This window comes from Shewanella sp. POL2, assembly GCF_000282755.1.
Lineage (GTDB): Bacteria > Pseudomonadota > Gammaproteobacteria > Enterobacterales > Shewanellaceae > Shewanella > Shewanella xiamenensis.
This window is the reverse complement of the sequence record NZ_AKZL01000032.1, coordinates 34,986-53,611: the sequence shown is the minus strand read 5'-3', so window position 1 is coordinate 53,611 and position 18,626 is coordinate 34,986. Positions and strand designations below refer to the sequence as shown.

General features: G+C 46.1%; 15 protein-coding genes and 3 tRNA genes. 9 read left to right on the top strand and 9 right to left on the bottom strand.

Annotated elements, in window-relative coordinates:
* Positions 1–40: 40 nt before the first annotated feature.
* Complete coding sequence (gene folD, locus SHEWPOL2_RS10705) at positions 41–895, bottom strand: bifunctional methylenetetrahydrofolate dehydrogenase/methenyltetrahydrofolate cyclohydrolase FolD (protein WP_037428154.1); 855 nt, start codon at positions 893–895, stop codon at positions 41–43.
* Between the two features lie 351 nt (positions 896–1,246).
* Between folD and SHEWPOL2_RS10700 the strand changes: the two genes are divergently transcribed.
* The 9 genes from SHEWPOL2_RS10700 to ppiD all read left to right on the top strand — a co-directional run bounded on the left by SHEWPOL2_RS10700 (position 1,247) and on the right by ppiD (position 10,340).
* Positions 1,247–1,323 (top strand) — tRNA-Pro (locus tag SHEWPOL2_RS10700).
* 99 nt (positions 1,324–1,422) lie between these two features.
* Positions 1,423–1,499: transfer RNA gene (locus SHEWPOL2_RS10695), tRNA-Arg, on the top strand.
* Positions 1,500–1,508: 9 nt separating this feature from the next.
* Positions 1,509–1,584, top strand: a tRNA-His gene (locus SHEWPOL2_RS10690).
* Between the two features lie 260 nt (positions 1,585–1,844).
* Positions 1,845–3,149, top strand: coding sequence for a trigger factor (tig, locus tag SHEWPOL2_RS10685; RefSeq protein WP_037428152.1), 1,305 nt, complete (start codon positions 1,845–1,847; stop codon positions 3,147–3,149).
* An 89-nt stretch (positions 3,150–3,238) separates the two neighbouring features.
* A complete protein-coding gene (gene clpP / locus SHEWPOL2_RS10680) occupies positions 3,239–3,847 on the top strand; it encodes an ATP-dependent Clp endopeptidase proteolytic subunit ClpP (protein WP_037417193.1) in 609 nt (202 codons plus the stop codon).
* 99 nt (positions 3,848–3,946) lie between these two features.
* On the top strand, positions 3,947–5,227 hold the full coding sequence (clpX, locus tag SHEWPOL2_RS10675) for an ATP-dependent protease ATP-binding subunit ClpX (RefSeq protein ID WP_037417195.1): 1,281 nt from the start codon (positions 3,947–3,949) through the stop codon (positions 5,225–5,227).
* Between the two features lie 132 nt (positions 5,228–5,359).
* Positions 5,360–7,717, top strand: a complete 2,358-nt coding sequence (lon, locus tag SHEWPOL2_RS10670; RefSeq protein WP_037428151.1) for an endopeptidase La — start codon at positions 5,360–5,362, stop codon at positions 7,715–7,717.
* 243 nt (positions 7,718–7,960) lie between these two features.
* Complete coding sequence (gene hupB / locus SHEWPOL2_RS10665) at positions 7,961–8,248, top strand: nucleoid-associated protein HU-beta (RefSeq protein WP_255211589.1); 288 nt, start codon at positions 7,961–7,963, stop codon at positions 8,246–8,248.
* Positions 8,249–8,474: 226 nt separating this feature from the next.
* Positions 8,475–10,340, top strand: a complete 1,866-nt coding sequence (gene ppiD, locus SHEWPOL2_RS10660) for a peptidylprolyl isomerase (RefSeq protein ID WP_037428149.1) — start codon at positions 8,475–8,477, stop codon at positions 10,338–10,340.
* 151 nt (positions 10,341–10,491) lie between these two features.
* Here ppiD and SHEWPOL2_RS10655 read toward each other — a convergent pair whose 3' ends face one another.
* From SHEWPOL2_RS10655 to pspF, 8 genes are all read right to left on the bottom strand, one after another.
* Entirely contained in the window at positions 10,492–10,704 is a 213-nt protein-coding gene (locus SHEWPOL2_RS10655; RefSeq protein WP_037428147.1) for a molybdopterin-binding protein, read from the bottom strand.
* Between the two features lie 117 nt (positions 10,705–10,821).
* On the bottom strand, positions 10,822–12,024 hold the full coding sequence (gene fabV, locus SHEWPOL2_RS10650) for an enoyl-ACP reductase FabV (RefSeq protein ID WP_037428157.1): 1,203 nt from the start codon (positions 12,022–12,024) through the stop codon (positions 10,822–10,824).
* A gap of 105 nt (positions 12,025–12,129) precedes the next feature.
* Entirely contained in the window at positions 12,130–12,915 is a 786-nt protein-coding gene (locus SHEWPOL2_RS10645; protein ID WP_037417209.1) for an ATP-binding cassette domain-containing protein, read from the bottom strand.
* Entirely contained in the window at positions 12,896–13,903 is a 1,008-nt protein-coding gene (locus SHEWPOL2_RS10640; protein ID WP_037417214.1) for an oligopeptide/dipeptide ABC transporter ATP-binding protein, read from the bottom strand. The genes SHEWPOL2_RS10645 and SHEWPOL2_RS10640 overlap by 20 nt, the downstream gene beginning before the upstream one ends.
* Before the next feature lie 3 nt (positions 13,904–13,906).
* A complete protein-coding gene (locus tag SHEWPOL2_RS10635; protein WP_037417217.1) occupies positions 13,907–14,797 on the bottom strand; it encodes an ABC transporter permease subunit in 891 nt (296 codons plus the stop codon).
* The gene (locus SHEWPOL2_RS10630; protein ID WP_037417220.1) at positions 14,784–15,815 is read right to left on the bottom strand and encodes an ABC transporter permease subunit; all 1,032 of its coding nucleotides are present in this window, start codon (positions 15,813–15,815) and stop codon (positions 14,784–14,786) included. The genes SHEWPOL2_RS10635 and SHEWPOL2_RS10630 overlap by 14 nt, the downstream gene beginning before the upstream one ends.
* Positions 15,815–17,440: an ABC transporter substrate-binding protein gene (locus SHEWPOL2_RS10625; RefSeq protein ID WP_037417223.1), complete on the bottom strand. Its 1,626-nt coding sequence runs from the start codon at positions 17,438–17,440 to the stop codon at positions 15,815–15,817. Before SHEWPOL2_RS10625 ends, SHEWPOL2_RS10630 begins: the two co-directional genes overlap by 1 nt.
* A 69-nt stretch (positions 17,441–17,509) precedes the next feature.
* The gene (gene pspF / locus SHEWPOL2_RS10620) at positions 17,510–18,601 is read right to left on the bottom strand and encodes a phage shock protein operon transcriptional activator (RefSeq protein ID WP_037428146.1); all 1,092 of its coding nucleotides are present in this window, start codon (positions 18,599–18,601) and stop codon (positions 17,510–17,512) included.
* Between the last annotated feature and the right edge of the window lie 25 nt (positions 18,602–18,626).

Below are 18,626 nucleotides of genomic sequence, written 5' to 3'. Positions count from 1 at the left end.
TGCATTATGCAGGTTTTTTTATGCTTGCCGAACCTAGAACCTAGTCGTGATATTGCTCGGCGGCATACAAGGTGTTTTCTAAAAGACTGGCTATGGTCATTGGTCCCACACCGCCTGGTACAGGTGTGATAAAGCTAGCATTTTGCGCAGCAACATCATATTGTACGTCGCCCACTAAGGTGCCGTTTTCTAAGCGGTTAATACCCACATCGATAACGATAGCGCCGGGTTTGATCCATTCACCGGGGATAAAGCCAGGTTTACCCACGGCAACCACCACTAAATCGGCTTGGCGAATTTTTTGTTCGAGGTTTTTAGTAAAACGATGGCAAGTTGTGGTGGTGCAGCCTGCAAGCAGTAGCTCGAGTGTCATTGGTCGGCCGACAATGTTCGAGGCACCAACGACAACCGCATCTAAGCCATAGGTATCGACGCCAGTGGATTTAATGAGTGTCATAATGCCCATCGGCGTGCAAGAGCGTAATACGGGAATACGCTGTGCTAAACGGCCAACGTTATAGGGGTGGAAACCATCGACATCTTTATCGGGGCGAATGCGCTCGATCACTTTAGAGTCTTCGATATGGGCCGGTAATGGTAACTGCACTAATATCCCATCAATGTTAGGGTCATCGTTGAGTTGATCAATCAAGGCTAAGAGTTCAGCTTCGCTGCAGCTGGTATCGAGATCGTAGGAGCGAGAAATAAATCCCACTTCTTCACAGGCTTTACGTTTACTACCAACATAAACCTGAGAGGCGGGGTCTGCTCCCACGAGAATCACGGCTAAACCTGGTACGCGTTGTCCAGCCTCTTTACGGGCGGTAACTTTTTCGCGCAGTTGAGTGCGGATGGATTGAGCAATCGCCTTGCCGTCGATTATTTGGGCTGTCATGGGTGTAGGATATCCTTTATATTGGCGATGGTTAAAACGGTAGTTAACACAGAGATTGGCAATCGCGGCTATTTTAACAGGGCGTAGCGGGTGTGTCATGGCAAATGCCGTCGTGAAATGGATAAAAAAAAGCGTATTCGACTGATAATTCAGCATCTAGCATGAACGGTTAAAAAAATCGTTGACGGGTGCAAAGTGAGGGGCTAAGATGCGCTCCGTTCTCGAGCAGATGTGTTGATTTGCTTTGAAGACTTTTTTGGTGATTAGCACAGTACTGTAATAAATCCAGATTTTGGATGAGAGCAGAACAGAGGAAACCCTCTGAGTTAATGCCAAATATAGTAAGACCTTCGGTGATTAGCGCAGTCCGGTAGCGCATCTGGTTTGGGACCAGAGGGTCAGAGGTTCGAATCCTCTATCACCGACCACTTTAATTGTTATTTGCTCGCGTGTTTACATGAGCGAGTAGCATGGATAGCCAAATGCTATCCAACGCCGGTTAGGATGCAGAGTAATCTGTAGACCATGCGCCCGTAGCTCAGTTGGATAGAGCACCCGCCTTCTAAGCGGGTGGTCGCAGGTTCGAATCCTGCCGGGCGTACCAGTTTCAGTGGTGATTGTAGCTCAGTTGGTAGAGTCCCGGATTGTGATTCCGGTTGTCGTGGGTTCGAGCCCCATCAGTCACCCCATTTTTAGTACTTTGAGTACAAAATAAAAAAGCGACCTCTGGTCGCTTTTTTTATACCCTAGATTCGGCCGTTGAGGCTCGACTCTGCACAAAACGGTGGCTATAATGTCGCGTCTTGATAGATATCAACTAACAGCGACCTGTGCCAAAAGCCAGTAGTGGTGGGCATTGTAGTCAAATTTAATGATCAAGAAACGAATACCTGAATAGTTGAAGATTCGACTATTACAAAGGACGTTAGACAAATTTCGAGGTAAAACAATGCAAGTTTCTGTTGAAGCAACCCAAGGCCTAGAGCGTCGCCTGACCATTTCTGTTCCTGCTGAACAAATTGAAAAACTGGTTAAAGACAGTTTACAACGTGAAGCTAAGCGTGCTCGTATCCCAGGTTTCCGTCCTGGCAAAGTGCCTGTTACTGTAATCAACAAACGTTATGGCGCAGCTATTCGTCAAGACATCACTGGTGAAGTGATGCAACGTAACTTTATCGAAGCGATCATCGCTGAGAAATTAAACCCAGCAGGTGCACCAACTTTCGTTCCAGGTGCAACTGACGGTGAAAAATTCGAATTCGTAGCAACTTTCGAAATCTACCCAGAAGTTGAGCTGAAAGGTTTAGATGCAATTGAAGTAGAGCAACCAAAAGCCTCTGTAACCGATGCAGATGTAGACAGCATGATCGAAACTTTACGTAAGCAACACGCGACTTTCGCCGCTGTTGAGCGTGAAGCAGCTGACGGCGACAAAGTGAAAATGAACTTTGTGGGTTCAGTTGACGGTGTTGAATTCGAAGGTGGTAAAGCTGAAGATTTCGAACTGCAATTAGGTAGTAACCGTATGATCCCAGGTTTTGAAGCGGGTATCTTAGGTCACAAAGCCGGTGAAGAGTTCGTTATCGACGTGACTTTCCCTGAAGAATATCACGCTGAAAACTTAAAAGGTAAAGCAGCTAAGTTTGCTATCACCTTAACTGAAGTATTAGCGGCTAACTTACCTGAAGTAAACGATGAGTTTGCAGCATTATTCGGTATCAGCGAAGGTGGTTTAGAAGCCCTTAAAGCTGAAATCCGTAAGAACATGAACCGTGAGCTTGAGCAAGCGTTAAAAGCTAATGTGAAAGAGCAAGTGATCGCAGGTTTATTAGCTAACAACAACATCGAACTGCCAAAATCATTGATCGATGGCGAAGTTAACGTATTGCGTCAACAAGCGATGCAACGTTTCGGCGGTCAAACGGCGAACATGCCTGAACTGCCAGCTGAATTATTCACTGAGCAAGCAGCTCGTCGCGTGAAAATCGGTCTGTTATTAGGCGAAGTGATCAAAACTAACGAGCTGAAAGCGGAAGATGAGCGTGTACAAGGCTTAATCGCTTCTATGGCTTCTGCTTATGAAGATCCAAGTGAAGTGATTGCGTATTACAACAGCAATAAAGAGCTGATGCAAAACATGCGCAACGTTGCGCTTGAAGAGCAAGCTGTTGAAGCTCTGCTTAAAACAGCCAAAGTGACCGAAAAAGAAGTCGCTTTTGAAGAATTTATGAACAAGGCTACAGGTCGCGCATAAGCTAAGCTTGACTTGATTGGCAGTTCGCCATTTATAATGGCTCGTATGAGGCTCCTCATGCGAGCCATTTTTATTTAGGGAAATGAATAATGCATAATGCGTCAGACATACAAAGTGCTTTAGTGCCTATGGTGATCGAACAGACTGCTAAGGGTGAACGCTCATTCGACATTTATTCTCGTCTGTTAAAAGAGCGGATTATCTTTTTAGTGGGTCAAGTTGAAGAGCATATGGCGAATCTGATTGTGGCGCAGTTGCTATTCCTCGAATCAGAAAGCCCAGATAAAGATATCTTTTTATATATCAACTCACCCGGTGGATCAGTCACCGCGGGCATGGCGATTTACGATACCATGCAATTTATTAAGCCTAATGTGAGTACGGTGTGTATTGGTCAAGCGGCCAGTATGGGTGCGTTTTTATTAGCTGGCGGTGAAAAGGGCAAGCGTTTCTGCTTACCTAATTCTCGTGTGATGATCCACCAACCACTGGGTGGATTCCAAGGTCAGGCTTCTGATATCGCTATTCATGCCCAAGAAATCTTAGGCATCAAGCATAAACTGAACCTGATGCTGTCAGAGCATACGGGCCAGCCACTCGAAGTAATTGAGCGTGATACTGATCGTGATAACTTCATGAGCGCTACTCAAGCTGTGGAATATGGTTTAGTTGACGCAGTGATGACTAAACGCAGCTGATTTTTACTTTTGACTGGGCTATGCTCTGTAAAGCAACGCTGAGTTTAAAGTGAACAAGTTTAAGATAAGCAGTAGAGCAGACTGCAAATGAGGTAATTAATGGGCGACAACAAAAATAATGGTGACAGCGGTAAATTGCTGTACTGCTCTTTTTGCGGTAAGAGCCAGCATGAAGTCAGAAAACTGATTGCAGGCCCATCAGTATATGTATGCGACGAATGTGTCGAGTTATGTAATGACATTATTCGTGAAGAGATTAAAGAAATCTCCCCCAAGCGTGATAATGATAAATTACCCACGCCACATGAGTTGCGTGCACATTTAGATGATTATGTCATTGGGCAGGACAGAGCTAAAAAAGTCCTTTCTGTTGCGGTATACAATCACTATAAACGTCTGAGAAATTCATCCCCTAAAGATGGGGTGGAATTGGGCAAGAGTAACATTCTGCTGATTGGTCCAACGGGCAGCGGTAAAACACTGCTGGCCGAAACGCTCGCGCGCTCATTGAATGTCCCATTTACTATGGCAGACGCTACCACCTTAACTGAAGCCGGTTATGTGGGTGAAGACGTTGAAAACATCATTCAAAAGCTGCTGCAAAAGTGCGATTACGACGTTGAGAAAGCGCAGCGTGGTATCGTGTATATCGACGAAATCGACAAAATCAGCCGTAAATCGGATAACCCCTCGATTACCCGTGACGTATCGGGTGAAGGCGTGCAGCAAGCACTGCTGAAACTTATCGAAGGTACGGTTGCCGCGGTTCCGCCTCAAGGTGGACGTAAGCATCCACAGCAAGAGTTTTTACAGGTAGATACCTCTAAGATCCTCTTTATTTGTGGTGGTGCATTTGCGGGTCTTGAAAAGGTGATTGAACAACGTGCTCATGTTGGTTCGGGTATCGGTTTTGGTGCGCAAGTTAAAGGCGAAAAAGATAAAGCAACGATATCTGAAACCCTGTCTCAAGTTGAGCCAGGCGATTTAGTTAAATACGGCTTGATCCCCGAGTTTATCGGCCGTCTACCTGTCGTTGCTACACTAACTGAATTGGATGAAGATGCATTAGTGCAAATTCTGTCTGAGCCTAAAAATGCCTTAACTAAGCAGTACAACGCACTGTTTGAGATGGAAGGTGTCGAATTAGAGTTTCGCGAAGATGCACTTAAAGCGATTGCCCATAAAGCCATGTCACGTAAAACAGGTGCCCGTGGTTTACGCTCCATCGTAGAAGGTATCTTACTTGATACTATGTATGATATCCCATCGATAGAAGGTGTAGTGAAAGCGGTTGTCGATGAGTCAGTGGTTAATGGTGAGTCTGCACCGATTCTGATTTATGAGCGCAATGAAGCACAGGCGGCTTCTGGCGAACAATAATTGTACAGATAGCTAATAAACTGAAAATCAAGGAGTCCAATGGGCTCCTTTTTTCGTATTGACCATTGAAAGGGCCTAAACCGCCCCAATATACTCCTTAACAAATCCCTTTTATTTAAACGGAATCGAACTATGACCTTAGAGCGTGAAGCGCATATCGAACTCCCCGTGCTGCCACTGAGAGATGTGGTGGTCTATCCCCATATGGTAATTCCGTTGTTCGTTGGCCGAGAAAAATCGATTCGTTGTCTCGAAACGGCAATGGCCCAGGATAAGCAAATTATTTTAGTTGCTCAGCGTGATGCTGAGTTAGATGAGCCGACCAAGGACGATATCTTTGACGTTGGTACCGTGGCATCTATTCTGCAACTGCTGAAACTACCAGACGGTACAGTCAAGGTGCTGGTCGAAGGTGGTCGCCGCGCCCGTATTACGCGTTATACCCAAGAAGCAGATTTCTTTGTGGCTAAGGCTGAATATCTCGAATCTGAGCCTTTAGAAGACAAAGAAGAGGAAGTCTTGGTTCGTAGCGCGATTGGCCAATTTGAAGGCTATATCAAGCTCAACAAGAAGATCCCGCCAGAGGTTTTAACCTCGCTTTCAGGTATCGATGAAGCGGCACGCCTTGCAGACACGATGGCGGCTCACATGCCGCTTAAGCTTGAGGACAAACAATCTGTCCTTGAGATGACCAATATTGGCGAACGTCTTGAATATTTAATGGCGATGATGGAGTCGGAAATTGACCTGTTACAGGTTGAAAAACGCATCCGCACCCGCGTTAAAAAGCAGATGGAAAAGAGCCAACGTGAGTACTATCTGAACGAGCAAATGAAAGCCATCCAAAAAGAATTGGGTGACTTAGACGAAGGCCATGACGAATTTGAAGTCTTAAATCGTAAGATTGAAGAAGCCAATATGCCAAGCGATGCCAAAGAAAAGGCGGTCGCTGAACTGAACAAATTACGTATGATGTCGCCGATGTCTGCCGAAGCGACCGTGGTTCGTAGCTATGTGGATTGGATGACGTCTGTGCCTTGGAGTCAACGCTCTAAAATCAAACGTGATTTAGCGAAAGCCCAAGAGGTATTGGATACTGACCACTATGGTTTGGAAAAGGTCAAAGACCGTATTCTGGAATACTTGGCGGTGCAGAGCCGTGTGCGTCAACTGAAAGGGCCAATCCTGTGTTTAGTTGGACCACCAGGTGTGGGTAAAACCTCACTCGGTCAATCGATTGCCAAGGCGACGGGTCGTAAGTATGTGCGTGTTGCCTTAGGCGGCGTGCGTGATGAAGCGGAAATTCGCGGACATCGCCGCACCTACATTGGCTCTATGCCAGGTAAAATCATCCAAAAAATGGCCAAAGTGGGCGTGAAAAACCCCTTATTCCTGCTGGATGAAATCGACAAAATGAGTTCGGACATGCGTGGCGACCCAGCATCAGCACTATTAGAGGTGCTCGATCCTGAACAAAACGCGACTTTTAACGACCATTACCTCGAAGTCGACTACGACTTATCCGATGTAATGTTCGTGGCGACCTCGAATTCGATGAATATTCCGGGGCCACTTTTAGATCGTATGGAAGTGATCCGTCTGTCGGGTTATACCGAAGATGAAAAACTCAATATCGCTAAGCAGCATTTATTGACGAAACAAATCGAGCGTAACGGCCTTAAAGCGAATGAAATTCATATCGAAGACAGTGCGATAGTCGGCATCATCCGCTACTACACCCGTGAAGCGGGTGTGCGGGCGCTAGAACGTGAGTTGTCTAAGATTTGCCGTAAGGTCGTGAAAATGATCCTGCTGGATAAATCCATCAAGTCAGTTACAGTCACCGCGGATAATCTCAAGTCTTTCCTCGGTGTGCAGCGTTTTGACTATGGCAAGGCGGAATCGAACAACCAAATCGGTCAAGTCACAGGGTTGGCTTGGACTGAAGTGGGTGGTGATTTGCTCACCATTGAAGCGACTTCAGTGCCCGGCAAAGGCAAGTTGACTTACACAGGCTCACTTGGCGATGTGATGCAAGAGTCGATTCAAGCGGCGATGACAGTTGTTCGCGCCCGTGCGGAACAATTGGGTATCAATGGCGACTTTTATGAGAAGCGTGATATCCATGTGCACGTACCAGAAGGAGCAACGCCGAAGGATGGTCCATCCGCAGGTGCTGCAATGTGTACTGCGCTTGTTTCCAGCCTCACTGGAAACCCTGTGCGCGCCGATGTGGCCATGACGGGTGAAATTACCTTACGCGGTGAAGTGTTACCTATCGGTGGTTTAAAAGAAAAACTGCTGGCAGCACATCGCGGTGGCATTAAATTGGTGCTTATTCCAAAAGAAAATGAGCGCGATCTGGAAGAAATTCCTGCCAATGTCATTGCCGATTTAGAAATTCGCCCTGTGCGTTGGGTCGACGAAGTGTTAAAACTGGCGCTAGAAAGACCCGTTGAAGGCTTCGAAGTGGTTAAAAACTTGGCATAACGCAAGAAAATGCGCTATGACGTTAAAAAAAATGAAAAAAGGGGCTTAACAAAGCGCAGACCTGTGGTAGCCTAGGTCAGTGGAGAGCCAGCTGCTCCAAGCCCTTGGGGCAACTGGCTTTGAGCTGTATCTAGTTTTATTTCTTTGGTTTTCGAACTCAGCTTGAACTTTGAATTCAAGCTTGTTATAAAAGCCTCCGCAGACCGCTCTAGAGACGGATTTGGTTGCGGCGCAAAAAAATTCATTCAAGGGGATGACATGAACAAATCTGAACTAATCGAGAAAATCGCTTCTGGTGCTGACATTTCTAAAGCCGCTGCCGGCCGTGCACTGGATTCTTTTATCGCAGCTGTGACTGAAGGTTTGAAAGAAGGCGATAAAATTTCTCTTGTTGGTTTTGGTACTTTTGAAGTGCGTGAGCGCGCTGAACGCACTGGCCGCAACCCACAAACGGGTGAAGAAATCAAAATCGCAGCAGCAAAGATCCCAGCTTTTAAAGCGGGTAAAGCTCTGAAAGACGCTGTCAATTAATTTTTGATATCGCAGCCTTTGTAAGGCGTTCGTAATGATAAGCACTGTTTAAACAGTGCTTTTTACGAATTGAAAGTAATGGATTTTGAAGGTCAATTTCTACCATTACTCGGGGTTTTAGCACTTACCAGTGGTAGCGTCTGAATAATCCCTATTAATTACAGAAAGGCGCATCTCAAGCTGATGCGCCTTTTTATTTTGTTAATCGCAACGAGCGAGATATCTGATGTTAGAAAAGATCCGCGATGGTTCGCAAGGCGTGATTGCTAAAGGCATTCTCGTACTTGTGATTTTATCTTTTGCATTTGCAGGGGTGAGTAGCTATTTGGGCTCAACTTCCGATGTACCTGCCGCAGAAGTCAACGGTGACAAGATCACTAAAGCCGAGTTAGAACAAGCCTACCAGAGCGAACGCGCTCGTATGGAACAACAACTGGGCGAAATGTTTGCTGCCCTATCTGCGGACGAAAGATACCTAGAAAGCATTAAGCAGAGCGTTCTCGAGCGTCTAGTGGCAGACAAACTGATCGATCAAGCTGCCGCTGCGATGGGATTACGTGTTTCTGACGAACAAATTATTGCAGCGATTAAATCTGAACCCGCTTTCCAAACTGACGGTAAATTTGATAACGACCGTTATCAGGCTATTTTGCGTCAGTTAGGTTATCAGCCACAAACCTTTAGAAGCATGATGCGTGTCGATATGACTCGTCGTCAGTTAACAGCGGCGTTAGTGGGCACTGAATTTGTATTACCCGGTGAAGCTAAACAATTAGCTGAGCTGCAAGGCCAAACTCGCGACATTCGTTATTTAGTGGTGGACTCTGCGCCATACCTTGCCAATGCCTCTGTGACAGACGAGCAAGTAAAAAACTACTATGACGCCAACCAGGGCCAGTTTATGAGCCCAGAGAAGGTGAGTTTAGAATATGTTGAGTTAAACGCGGCTGATTTTGCCAAAGACAGCAAAGTGACCGAAGAAGAAGCTCAGGCTTACTACGATGAGCATAAGACGCAATATGTGTCTAACGAGAAACGTTTAGCCGCGCACATTCTGATTGCTCCAGGTAGCGATGAAGCCGCAGCGAAAGCCAAGGCTGAAGATTTAGCCAAGCAGTTAGATAACGGTGCTGATTTTGCTGAGTTAGCCAAAGCCAATTCTGAAGATACCTTAAGTGCAGAGCAGGGCGGTAAATTAGACTGGTTTGAGCCCGGTGTGATGGACCCCTCATTCGATGCTGCGCTTTTTGCTCTGCAAAAAGGTCAACACTCAGCAGTCGTCAAAACAGATTTTGGTTTCCACATCATCAAACTGTTAGACGTTCAGCCTGGTACCACAGTGCCCTTTGCCGACGTTAAAACTAAGATTATTGCTCAGTTACAAGAGAAAAAAGCGGTAGATCAATTCTATAGCTTGCAGAGCAAACTGGCTGATACCAGTTATGAAGTACCTGATACCTTAGCCGAAACCGCAAAAGTGGTGGGTGTTGAGATTAAGACAACGCCGCTATTTTCACGTGATGATGTGCCAGCGGCATTGAACAAGCCTGATGTAGTAAAAGCAGCATTTTCAGACTCAGTGATGCGCCAAGGGCTAAATAGTGAAGTGATTGAGCTTGAACCGAATCACGTAGTGGTTATTCGCATGAAAGAACATCACGATGCGGGCACTATGCCATTAGCCGAAGTGAAGGCCGACATCGCAGAGCGTTTAAAGCAAGATCAAGCGAACGCAGCAGCACGTGCTAAAGCAGAAGAGTTAATGGCGCAAGTGAAAGCGGGCGCTGCGGATGTGAGCTTAATCGCTAAGGCTAAATTGGGGCGTGGTGCACAGGATTTAGACGCGGCCATTGTGACAAAAACCTTCCAAATGCCAACGCCGAGTGCTGCACCTGTGGTTGATACTGTCGCTTTAGCAAATGGCTATGCTGTGATTGCACTGGACAAAGTGAACGCGGCTGAGTCTGTTAGTGATGAGTTAGTCAATGCACTAAAACAACGCCTGAATGCACAATACAGCGAAGCGGATTACCGCGGTCTGATCGAGTCACTGAAAGCGAATGCAAAAATTCATTACCCTGTAGAAGGTTAATGGTGATAAGGGATAACTCAGTCTATCCCTTATGTTCGCAAAGCAAATATAAAGTGTTTTGCTAATCAAATAGAAAAGGCCAAGTGTTTACTTGGCCTTTTTGTTTGTCTTGAACCGCGTTATCAAATGTTCTGGGCGCTATATTAGCCGCTTAATCATCCACGCCAATCATCACGCTGCTGGCTTTAATGAGTGCGTAAGCCGAATCACCCACCTTCAAGTTTAAACGCTCACAGGAGGCTTTCGTCACGACGGAGGTTAACACTACGCCCGGTGCCAGTTCGATAGTGACTTCGTTGTTTACAGAGCCAATTTCGATAGCGGTAATAGTGCCATTTAGGGTATTCCGTGCACTGATCTTCATTCTTTATCCTTATTTAGTGTTGAATGGTCATGCTAGTTTAGCCTATCGTACGGCATTTGAGGCAAATAAAAACGCCACCCGAGGGTGGCGTTTAAAAGCAAGCTGTAATCGTGACGATTACAGCTCGATCACATCGAACTCAACGTACGGATTCACATCAGCGTCGTAGTCGATGCCTTCAATACCAAAGCCGAAAAGTTTAATAAACTCGGCTTTATATTCTTGATAATCGGTCAGCTCTGATAGATTTTCAGTGGTCACTTGTGGCCACAGATCACGGCAATGCTGCTGGATATCTTCGCGCAGTTCCCAATCGTCTAAACGCAGACGGTTGTCGCTGTCGGTCTCAGGTTTTGCACCATCGGCACGGAACAGACGCTCACTGAACATTCGATAGATTTGCTCCATACAGCCTTCGTGCAGGCCTTCTTGGCGCATCTTCTTAAACACCATTGCAATATACAGTGGCATCACTGGGATGGCTGAGCTGGCTTGAGTGACAACGCTTTTGAGCACGGCAACGTTGGCGCTACCGCCTGTCACTGAGAGCTTATCGTTTAAGGCTTTTGCAGCACGGTCTAAATCCATTTTGGCTTTACCTAATGCGCCATGCCAGTAGATTGGCCAAGTTAACTCTGTACCGATATAGCTATAGGCAACGGTCTTGCAGTTGTCGCTCAATACGCCAGCCTCGGCGAGCGCGTTAATCCACAATTCCCAATCTTGGCCGCCCATCACTGTTACTGTATCGGCAATTTCTTGCTCTGTTGCGGGCTCAACTGTCGCTTCAATAATGCAGTCTTTATTTGTATCAACGGCTGTTGCAGTGTAAGTCTCACCAATTGGTTTGAGCGCTGAGCGCACCAGCTCACCAGAGTCAGGCAGTTTGCGCACAGGTGATGCTAATGAATACACCACCATATCCACTTGACCTAAATCTTGCTTGATTAGCTCAATGACTTTTTGTTTAGCTTCATGGCTAAAGGCATCGCAGTTGATGCTCTTAGAGTACAAACCTTCAGCTTTGGCAAACTTGTCGAAAGCGGCAGAGTTGTACCAGCCAGCAGTACCTGGCTTAGCTTCTGTACCTGGTTTTTCGAAGAACACACCAATAGTTGCTGCATCGCTACCAAAGGCGGCGGCAATGCGTGAAGACAGGCCATAACCACTTGATGAACCAACAACGAGGACTTTTTTAGGCCCGTTGGCGATTTTGCCCTTCGCTTTGGTTAAGGCAATTTGTTCTTGAACGTTAGCTTCGCAACCAACGGGATGAGTAGTGGTACAAATGAATCCACGAATTTTGGGTTTGATAATCATGTTTAAGCTTCTTCTATCAAAATGACCAATAGGATAAATACTTCGGCGATTAAATGGCATCTATTTTTAGCCAATTTGCCTGAATATTTAAGTGGTTGGAGCAGTTTAACGCTTATGAACAAACAGGCTCTGCTCCTGAATAAGCCTTTGGGTATATTCGTGCTGCGGTGAATTAAATATCTGTTCTGTGGGAGCTTTCTCAACCATAACGCCTTTATGAAGAACCATAATTTTATCGCTAACATGGCGAATAATATTGAGGTTATGGGACACAAAAATATATGACAATCCTAAGTCTTTTTGCAATTTCAGTAGCAAATTGAGGATTTGCGAGCGTACGGACAGATCTAAAGCGGTTAACGCTTCATCGGCGATAATGATTTTGGGGTTGAGCATTAGCGCCCGCGCCACGGCAACCCGCTGTTTTTGGCCTTCAGAAATCATATGCGGATAAAAGTCAGAATGTTCAGGTAATAAACCGACTTTCCTTAATGTCTCAATTACTTGAGAATTACGCTCTTTGGCAGATAGCTGAGTGTTAAAGCGCAATGGTTCATCGAGTAACTGACCAATGGTGAGCCTTGGGTTGAGCGAGGTATTAGGATCTTGAAAAATCATCCGAATAAGGCGGCAGCGTTGTTTGATATTGCGACTGTCTAAAGCTTCGCCTTCGAAGTAAATTTCACCGCCGCTGCGCGGTTCTGCGCCCACTAAAATACGCGCTAACGTACTCTTGCCTGAACCTGCCTCACCCACAATAGCTAAGGTTTCGCCGCGGTTTAATTCAAAGGAAACCGGGGCTAAGGCATCGTTATATTGGCGGGTAAAGCCTTTATAACCAGTATCATACCTTTTAAAGAGATCGTTAACTTTAAGCAGTGGAGTCGTCATTTGTCGTTTCACCGTGGTAAGGGAAATGGCAGGCAAAGTAGCGGTCTCTTGAATGACTCAAACTTGGCTGATTAACACATTTCTTTTGCGCCTCAGGACATCTTGGCCCTAAGCGACAACCAATGGGGAGATGTTGGAGTGCTGGCGCCGAGCCTGGCAGTGTTGGCATAATGGCCTTGTGCGCCTCTATCCCCGAATAATCCGGCATATTATCCAAGAGTGCCTTAGTGTAAGGATGATAGGGCTGATTAATCAATTCATCCGTCGGTCCTGACTCCATCACTTGGCCGCAATAGAGTACCGATAGGTGATCGCACCATTGTGCCAGCGTCTCAAGCTCATGACTGATGATTAAAATTGACACATTTTGCAGTTGGTTAAGCTGTGATAGTAGGCGAAATATCTGAGCCTGAGTACTCAGCTCCATCGAGTTTGTCGGCTCATCTGCAATTAATAATCTAGGCTGGTTGGCAATTGCCATGGCGATCATCACTTTTTGGCATTCGCCTTCGGATAATTCCCATGCATAGCTGGACATGACTTTTTGGGGATTTTTAATGCCAACTTTGTGTAGCCATTTCTGCGCCGTGAGTTTGGCATGTTTATGCTTTTGCCAAAAATAAGCTTTAGGATTCTTAGGCATGGCCTGCATCAGCTGGCTACCCACGGTTTGCGAAGGATCAAGGCTACCTGATGGGTCTTGGAAGATCATCGCCATATCTGAGCCCATCAGATTACGGCGCTCCTTCGAGGTCATGGCCATCAGATTATTACCATCCCACATCATGCGGTCGGCAGTAATGGTCCAGTTGGGGCCAGGGATCCCTAGAATGGCTCTGGCGAGTAGACTTCGGCCCGAGCCGGATTCACCCACTAGGCCGTGGATTTCACCCGCATTCAAGGTCAAGCTTACTTTCTCAAGAGCCCGCACTTTGCCGTGGGGCGTGTCGAGTTCAATAGTCAGGTTTCTAACGTCGAGTAATGGCATAGGTTAGTTTCTGATGGGCGCAAGCGCCGATCTCAAGCCATCGCCTACCAAGTTTATGGCAAGCACACTAAAGAGAATCGCCAGTCCTGGAATAGTTACAGTCCAAGGTGCGGTCAATAAATTATCCATGCCTTGCGCCACCATAGCGCCCCATTCTGGGCTAGGGGCTTGAGCACCAAGACTTAAAAAGCCGAGGGCAGCAATATCTAAAATCGCGGCAGAAATGGCTAAGGTCGTTTGAATAATCACCACTTCCCAGACGTTTGGCATGATTACATACCAAAAAATCTGCATTGAATTGGCTCCATCCAAACGGGCAGCGGTAACATATTCTTTTTGTAATTCTTCATGGACCGATTGATGAATAGAGCGGACAAACTGCGGCGTTAAGGCAATGCCTACGGCCCAAAACACGTTTTCAAGTCCCGGCCCCATAACGGCAACCACTAAAATCGCCATCAGAAGCGAAGGGATTGACAGCAATGCATCGAGCAAATGGCCCAAAATACTAGACTTTAATCCACGCATCATGCCGGAAAGTGAGCCGATGATAAATCCAGTAAACAGAGCTGTACCGACAATCATTAATGCCATGCCAAAGGTTAAATGCGCGCCATGTAGCAAGCGGCTAAAAATATCCCGGCCAAGATCGTCGGTGCCTAAAAAATGCGCCACAGTGCCGGAAGGATCCCAAGAGGGAGGTAACAATAGGGCGCGTGGATCTTGAGCCTCTGGTGCGAAAGGCGCAATCATTGGGCCAAAGAGGGTGAGCAGCAGCAGAAAAATAATGGTCCACAATCCCGCTAAGGCAAAAGGGTTTGCCGAAAAATTTTGCCAGACCCGCATCATTGGGGAAGCAATTTGATCTTCCTGATAAATTTTAACTGGAGGCATAAAGATCTTTTCTGCTTAATGGATTGAAGACGGTATGTAGCACTTCAATCAAAATACTTAAAAAGATGATCAGCAAGGCGACAGCCAATATTCCACCTTGAATAACCGTGTAATCCCGCTGATAAATTCCTGATACTAACCAAGAGCCTACACCTGGCCATGAAAATATCACTTCAACAACAATAGCATAGCTAGCAAAGGCACCTAGCATTAAACCTAAGTGCTTTAATACAGGGATAAGCGCGTTGGGTAAGGCATGACGTAAAATAATGGTATTGGTGTGCATACCTCTGGCTTCGGCTGCGCGGATAAAGGTTTGGTTCATCACATTCATCATTGCAGAACGTGTGCTACGTACTACCACAGTAAAAGGCAGCACTGCGAGCGTTGTCGCTGGCAGAATAATGTGTAGCAGTGCATCCTTAAACGCCGATATGCGATACTCCGAATCAGAAAGTAGGATATCGACCAGCATAAAACCAGTGACGGGTTTTATCTCATATAAAAGATTGAGTTGCCCCGATATTGGCAACCAACCGAGATCGACACCAAACCAAAGCGATAAATACAGTCCCAACCAAAAGACTGGAACAGAGTAACCCGTAAGAGTAATAGCCATAATGGTATTTTGGGTGAGTTTATGCTGACTTTGTGAAGCCAAAACGCCCAAAGGTACGCCTAAACCAATGGCGATTACCGCGGCCATGACGGCGAGCTCGAAGGAGGCTGGGAGTACGGTACTTAACTCCTCTGCAACGCTTTGATGGGAAGTCACTGAAACCCCTAAGTTACCACTCAGCCTTTGCTGTAAATAAGCAATAAACTGCAACGCCTTGTTGCTATCTAACTTATAGTCTTGTTCGATTTGGCTAAGCTGAGCTGCAGATGGTGAATGTATTCCTGTGAGGGCAAAGGTGCGTTCAATCGGGAACAAACCTGTTGCATAAAATAGGACACCAATCATGACGAGTGAAGTCGCTAGGAATAAATTGAGGCGCCGTAACAGGTATCTTAACATCAGTTAGTCTCCTGTGTGGTTTGGCTGGTTTTTGTAAAGGAAATGCCGCCAAAAGGCGTGAGTTGCATATTATGTACATTATTACGCGTTAAAGCGACCCGTTTGGCATGAGCCAAACTCAGCATTGGTACTTGCTCGGCGATGAATGCTTCGGCTTCTTGATAAATTTGCTTGCGCTCTGCTTGTGTTGAGACTTCTCTTGCTCTGTCTAGAATGGCATCAAACTGTTTATTGCACCAGCGAGAGCGGTTGTTGTTTGATTGCATTGACGCGCAGCTAAGCAGTGGCGTGAAAAAGTTATCGGGATCACTGTTATCGGCGTTCCAGCCGATGAGCACTGAATCGTATTCATCTCGACTTAATCTTTGGGTAAAAACACTCCAGTCGTAACTGATTATGTTGACTTTAACACCGATATTGGCCAAATCAGATTGAATTAACTCAGCTGTTTTCAGTGCATTAGGATTATAAGCTCTCGCAACAGGCATTGCCCAAATATCGATGCTGAGATTGTTAATACCTGCCTCTTTTAGCAGGTCTCTGGCTTTTTGGGGATTATAATCGAGTAGCTTCTTATTGCTGTCGTAGGCCCAAGAGGCTGGTGGAAGTACGCCTATCGCCTCTATTGCGGTGTTTTGATACACAGCACGTAAGATATTTTGTTTATCCACCGCATGGGCGAGCGCGCGGCGAACTCGAACATCATTTAATGGCGCTTTTTGAGTGTTAAATGCCCAAAATGCTACGTTAAGGCCGGGTTGTGATTCGATATTGAGCTGTTCATGTTGCTTAATAACGGGAAGTTCCCCTGCTTTGGGCAGGGCTGAAACACTGCAGTCACCCGCGATTAACTTTGCTAATCTCACGGTGCTTTTTGGGGTGATATCATAGACCAACATCTCGACATTGGCGGGTTCTCCCCAAAAATCTGGATTACGGCGATAGCGAATATATTCGTTTTTGGCGTAATGCACTAAAGTAAAAGGCCCTGTACCAATGGCAAAATGGTCAACATTTTCCGGGTGACCTAGTGCAAGTTGTTGTTCGGCGTACTCACTGGAGAGAATAACGGCAAAGTCAGTCGCTAAATTCGATAAAAATGAAGCATCCTTACGGGCTAAGCGAAAGATGACTTCATAGTCATTGATTTTTTCAACACTTTTAACTTGTTCAGAAAAACCAATACTTTGAAAAAAGGGATAACCAGTGCGTGACACACCATGGTAAGGGTGATGCTTATCGATAATTCGATTGAAGGAAAACAGTACGTCGTCGGCGTTAAATGAGCGACTTGGCGTAAAACGGGAAGAATGCTGAAACTTAACATCCTCCCTGAGCGTAAAACGATAACTAAGACCATCATCACTTTCAGCCCAACTGGTTGCCAAGGCCGGAACCAACTGACCAGAGAGCGCGTCATAGTCTACTAATCGGCTATAAATCAGGTGTGAAGTGGCGTCGATCGTAGTGCCTGAGGTCACCAACTGCGGATTAAAAGACTCGGGATTCCCTTCGGAACAATAGACCAAACCAGAAGGAAGCCGTTGGGGGCCACATGCAACCAACAACCCACTCATGCAGAATACCGCAGTTGCTAGGCACAGGCGTCTAATTAGCACACTCATTTATAAATCATTATTTTATCGACTATGAACGACTATTTTAGCAGTGCATCTCGCCCATGGGCAATCAGCTTATGCTTTATCGAGCAAATTGTATTTTTTCAGAATGCCGCGTAGCTGATGATAACTTAACCCCAAGATTTCAGCGGTCTTCTTTTGATTATATTGGCTCGCCGATAAGGCTTGCTGAATAAGCTCCATCTCATAACGCTCGGTTTGTTCTTTAAAGTCTAATGGAAAACTAAAGTCATTTAACGGCGCTTCACTAGGTGCAATGACATCAATATCGGTTTTTGCCGTAACGGTGGGAGGGCTTATGATGGTTGAGTGCGGTGTGGGCACCACCTGACGCTCAAGAGTGCGCACCCGAGTTGTCGGCCGGTACGGGGAGGCGAAAGGGTCGAGAATAATGTGCTCGATGGGACGATTTTCACCGCAATTACGGTAAACACTTCGCTCAACGACGTTTTTAAGTTCACGAATATTACCGGGCCAGTCATGACTCATGAGCTGCTCGATGGCATTTGCACTAAAGCCACTAAAGAGTTCGAGCTTGAGTTGCCGAGCCATTCCCACAGCAAAGTATTCGGCTAATGTCATGATATCTTCTGGACGACAACGTAGTGGCGGCAGGGTGATCACATCGAAGGCTAAACGATCGAGTAAGTCGGCCCGAAATTCACCGGCCTCGGCCAGTGAGGGTAAATCTTCGTTGGCGGCGCAGATAAGGCGCACATCTGCTTGAATGGTTTTACTGCCACCGACACGTTCAAATTCACCGTACTCGATAACACGCAGTAGTTTTTCTTGAATCAATCCAGAGGTATTGGCTAACTCGTCAAGAAACAGTGTTCCACCATCAGCCCGTTCAAAACGGCCTTCGTGTTTACCTTTGGCACCAGTAAAGGCCCCAGATTCGTGGCCAAACAATTCACTTTCAAGCAAGTTTTCGCTCAAAGATGAACAATTTAGCTTAATAAAATTTTGATCCCAGCGCTTAGACAGATAATGTAGGCGTTCGGCAATCAGCTCTTTACCTGTGCCTCGTTCACCAATGATCAGTACAGGCTTTGATAACGGAGCGATTTGTGAGACGTGCTCTAATACTTCAAGTAGGGCGTTTGATTGACCGATTAGATTGTCTTGCTGAAATTTATTATCCACGATATTTTTTAGTCTTTAACGCTAA

What these genes read in the sequence shown, in the direction of transcription:
- clpX (WP_037417195.1), top strand. Translation starts at nt 3,947, where the DNA reads ATGGGCGACAACAAAAATAATGGTGACAGCGGTAAATTGCTGTACTGC.
- SHEWPOL2_RS10625 (WP_037417223.1), bottom strand. Translation starts at nt 17,440, where the DNA reads ATGAGTGTGCTAATTAGACGCCTGTGCCTAGCAACTGCGGTATTCTGC.
- tig (WP_037428152.1), top strand. Translation starts at nt 1,845, where the DNA reads ATGCAAGTTTCTGTTGAAGCAACCCAAGGCCTAGAGCGTCGCCTGACC.
- lon (WP_037428151.1), top strand. Translation starts at nt 5,360, where the DNA reads ATGACCTTAGAGCGTGAAGCGCATATCGAACTCCCCGTGCTGCCACTG.
- SHEWPOL2_RS10645 (WP_037417209.1), bottom strand. Translation starts at nt 12,915, where the DNA reads ATGACGACTCCACTGCTTAAAGTTAACGATCTCTTTAAAAGGTATGAT.
- clpP (WP_037417193.1), top strand. Translation starts at nt 3,239, where the DNA reads ATGCATAATGCGTCAGACATACAAAGTGCTTTAGTGCCTATGGTGATC.
- fabV (WP_037428157.1), bottom strand. Translation starts at nt 12,024, where the DNA reads ATGATTATCAAACCCAAAATTCGTGGATTCATTTGTACCACTACTCAT.
- folD (WP_037428154.1), bottom strand. Translation starts at nt 895, where the DNA reads ATGACAGCCCAAATAATCGACGGCAAGGCGATTGCTCAATCCATCCGC.
- SHEWPOL2_RS10635 (WP_037417217.1), bottom strand. Translation starts at nt 14,797, where the DNA reads ATGCCTCCAGTTAAAATTTATCAGGAAGATCAAATTGCTTCCCCAATG.
- SHEWPOL2_RS10630 (WP_037417220.1), bottom strand. Translation starts at nt 15,815, where the DNA reads ATGTTAAGATACCTGTTACGGCGCCTCAATTTATTCCTAGCGACTTCA.
- ppiD (WP_037428149.1), top strand. Translation starts at nt 8,475, where the DNA reads ATGTTAGAAAAGATCCGCGATGGTTCGCAAGGCGTGATTGCTAAAGGC.
- SHEWPOL2_RS10655 (WP_037428147.1), bottom strand. Translation starts at nt 10,704, where the DNA reads ATGAAGATCAGTGCACGGAATACCCTAAATGGCACTATTACCGCTATC.
- SHEWPOL2_RS10640 (WP_037417214.1), bottom strand. Translation starts at nt 13,903, where the DNA reads ATGCCATTACTCGACGTTAGAAACCTGACTATTGAACTCGACACGCCC.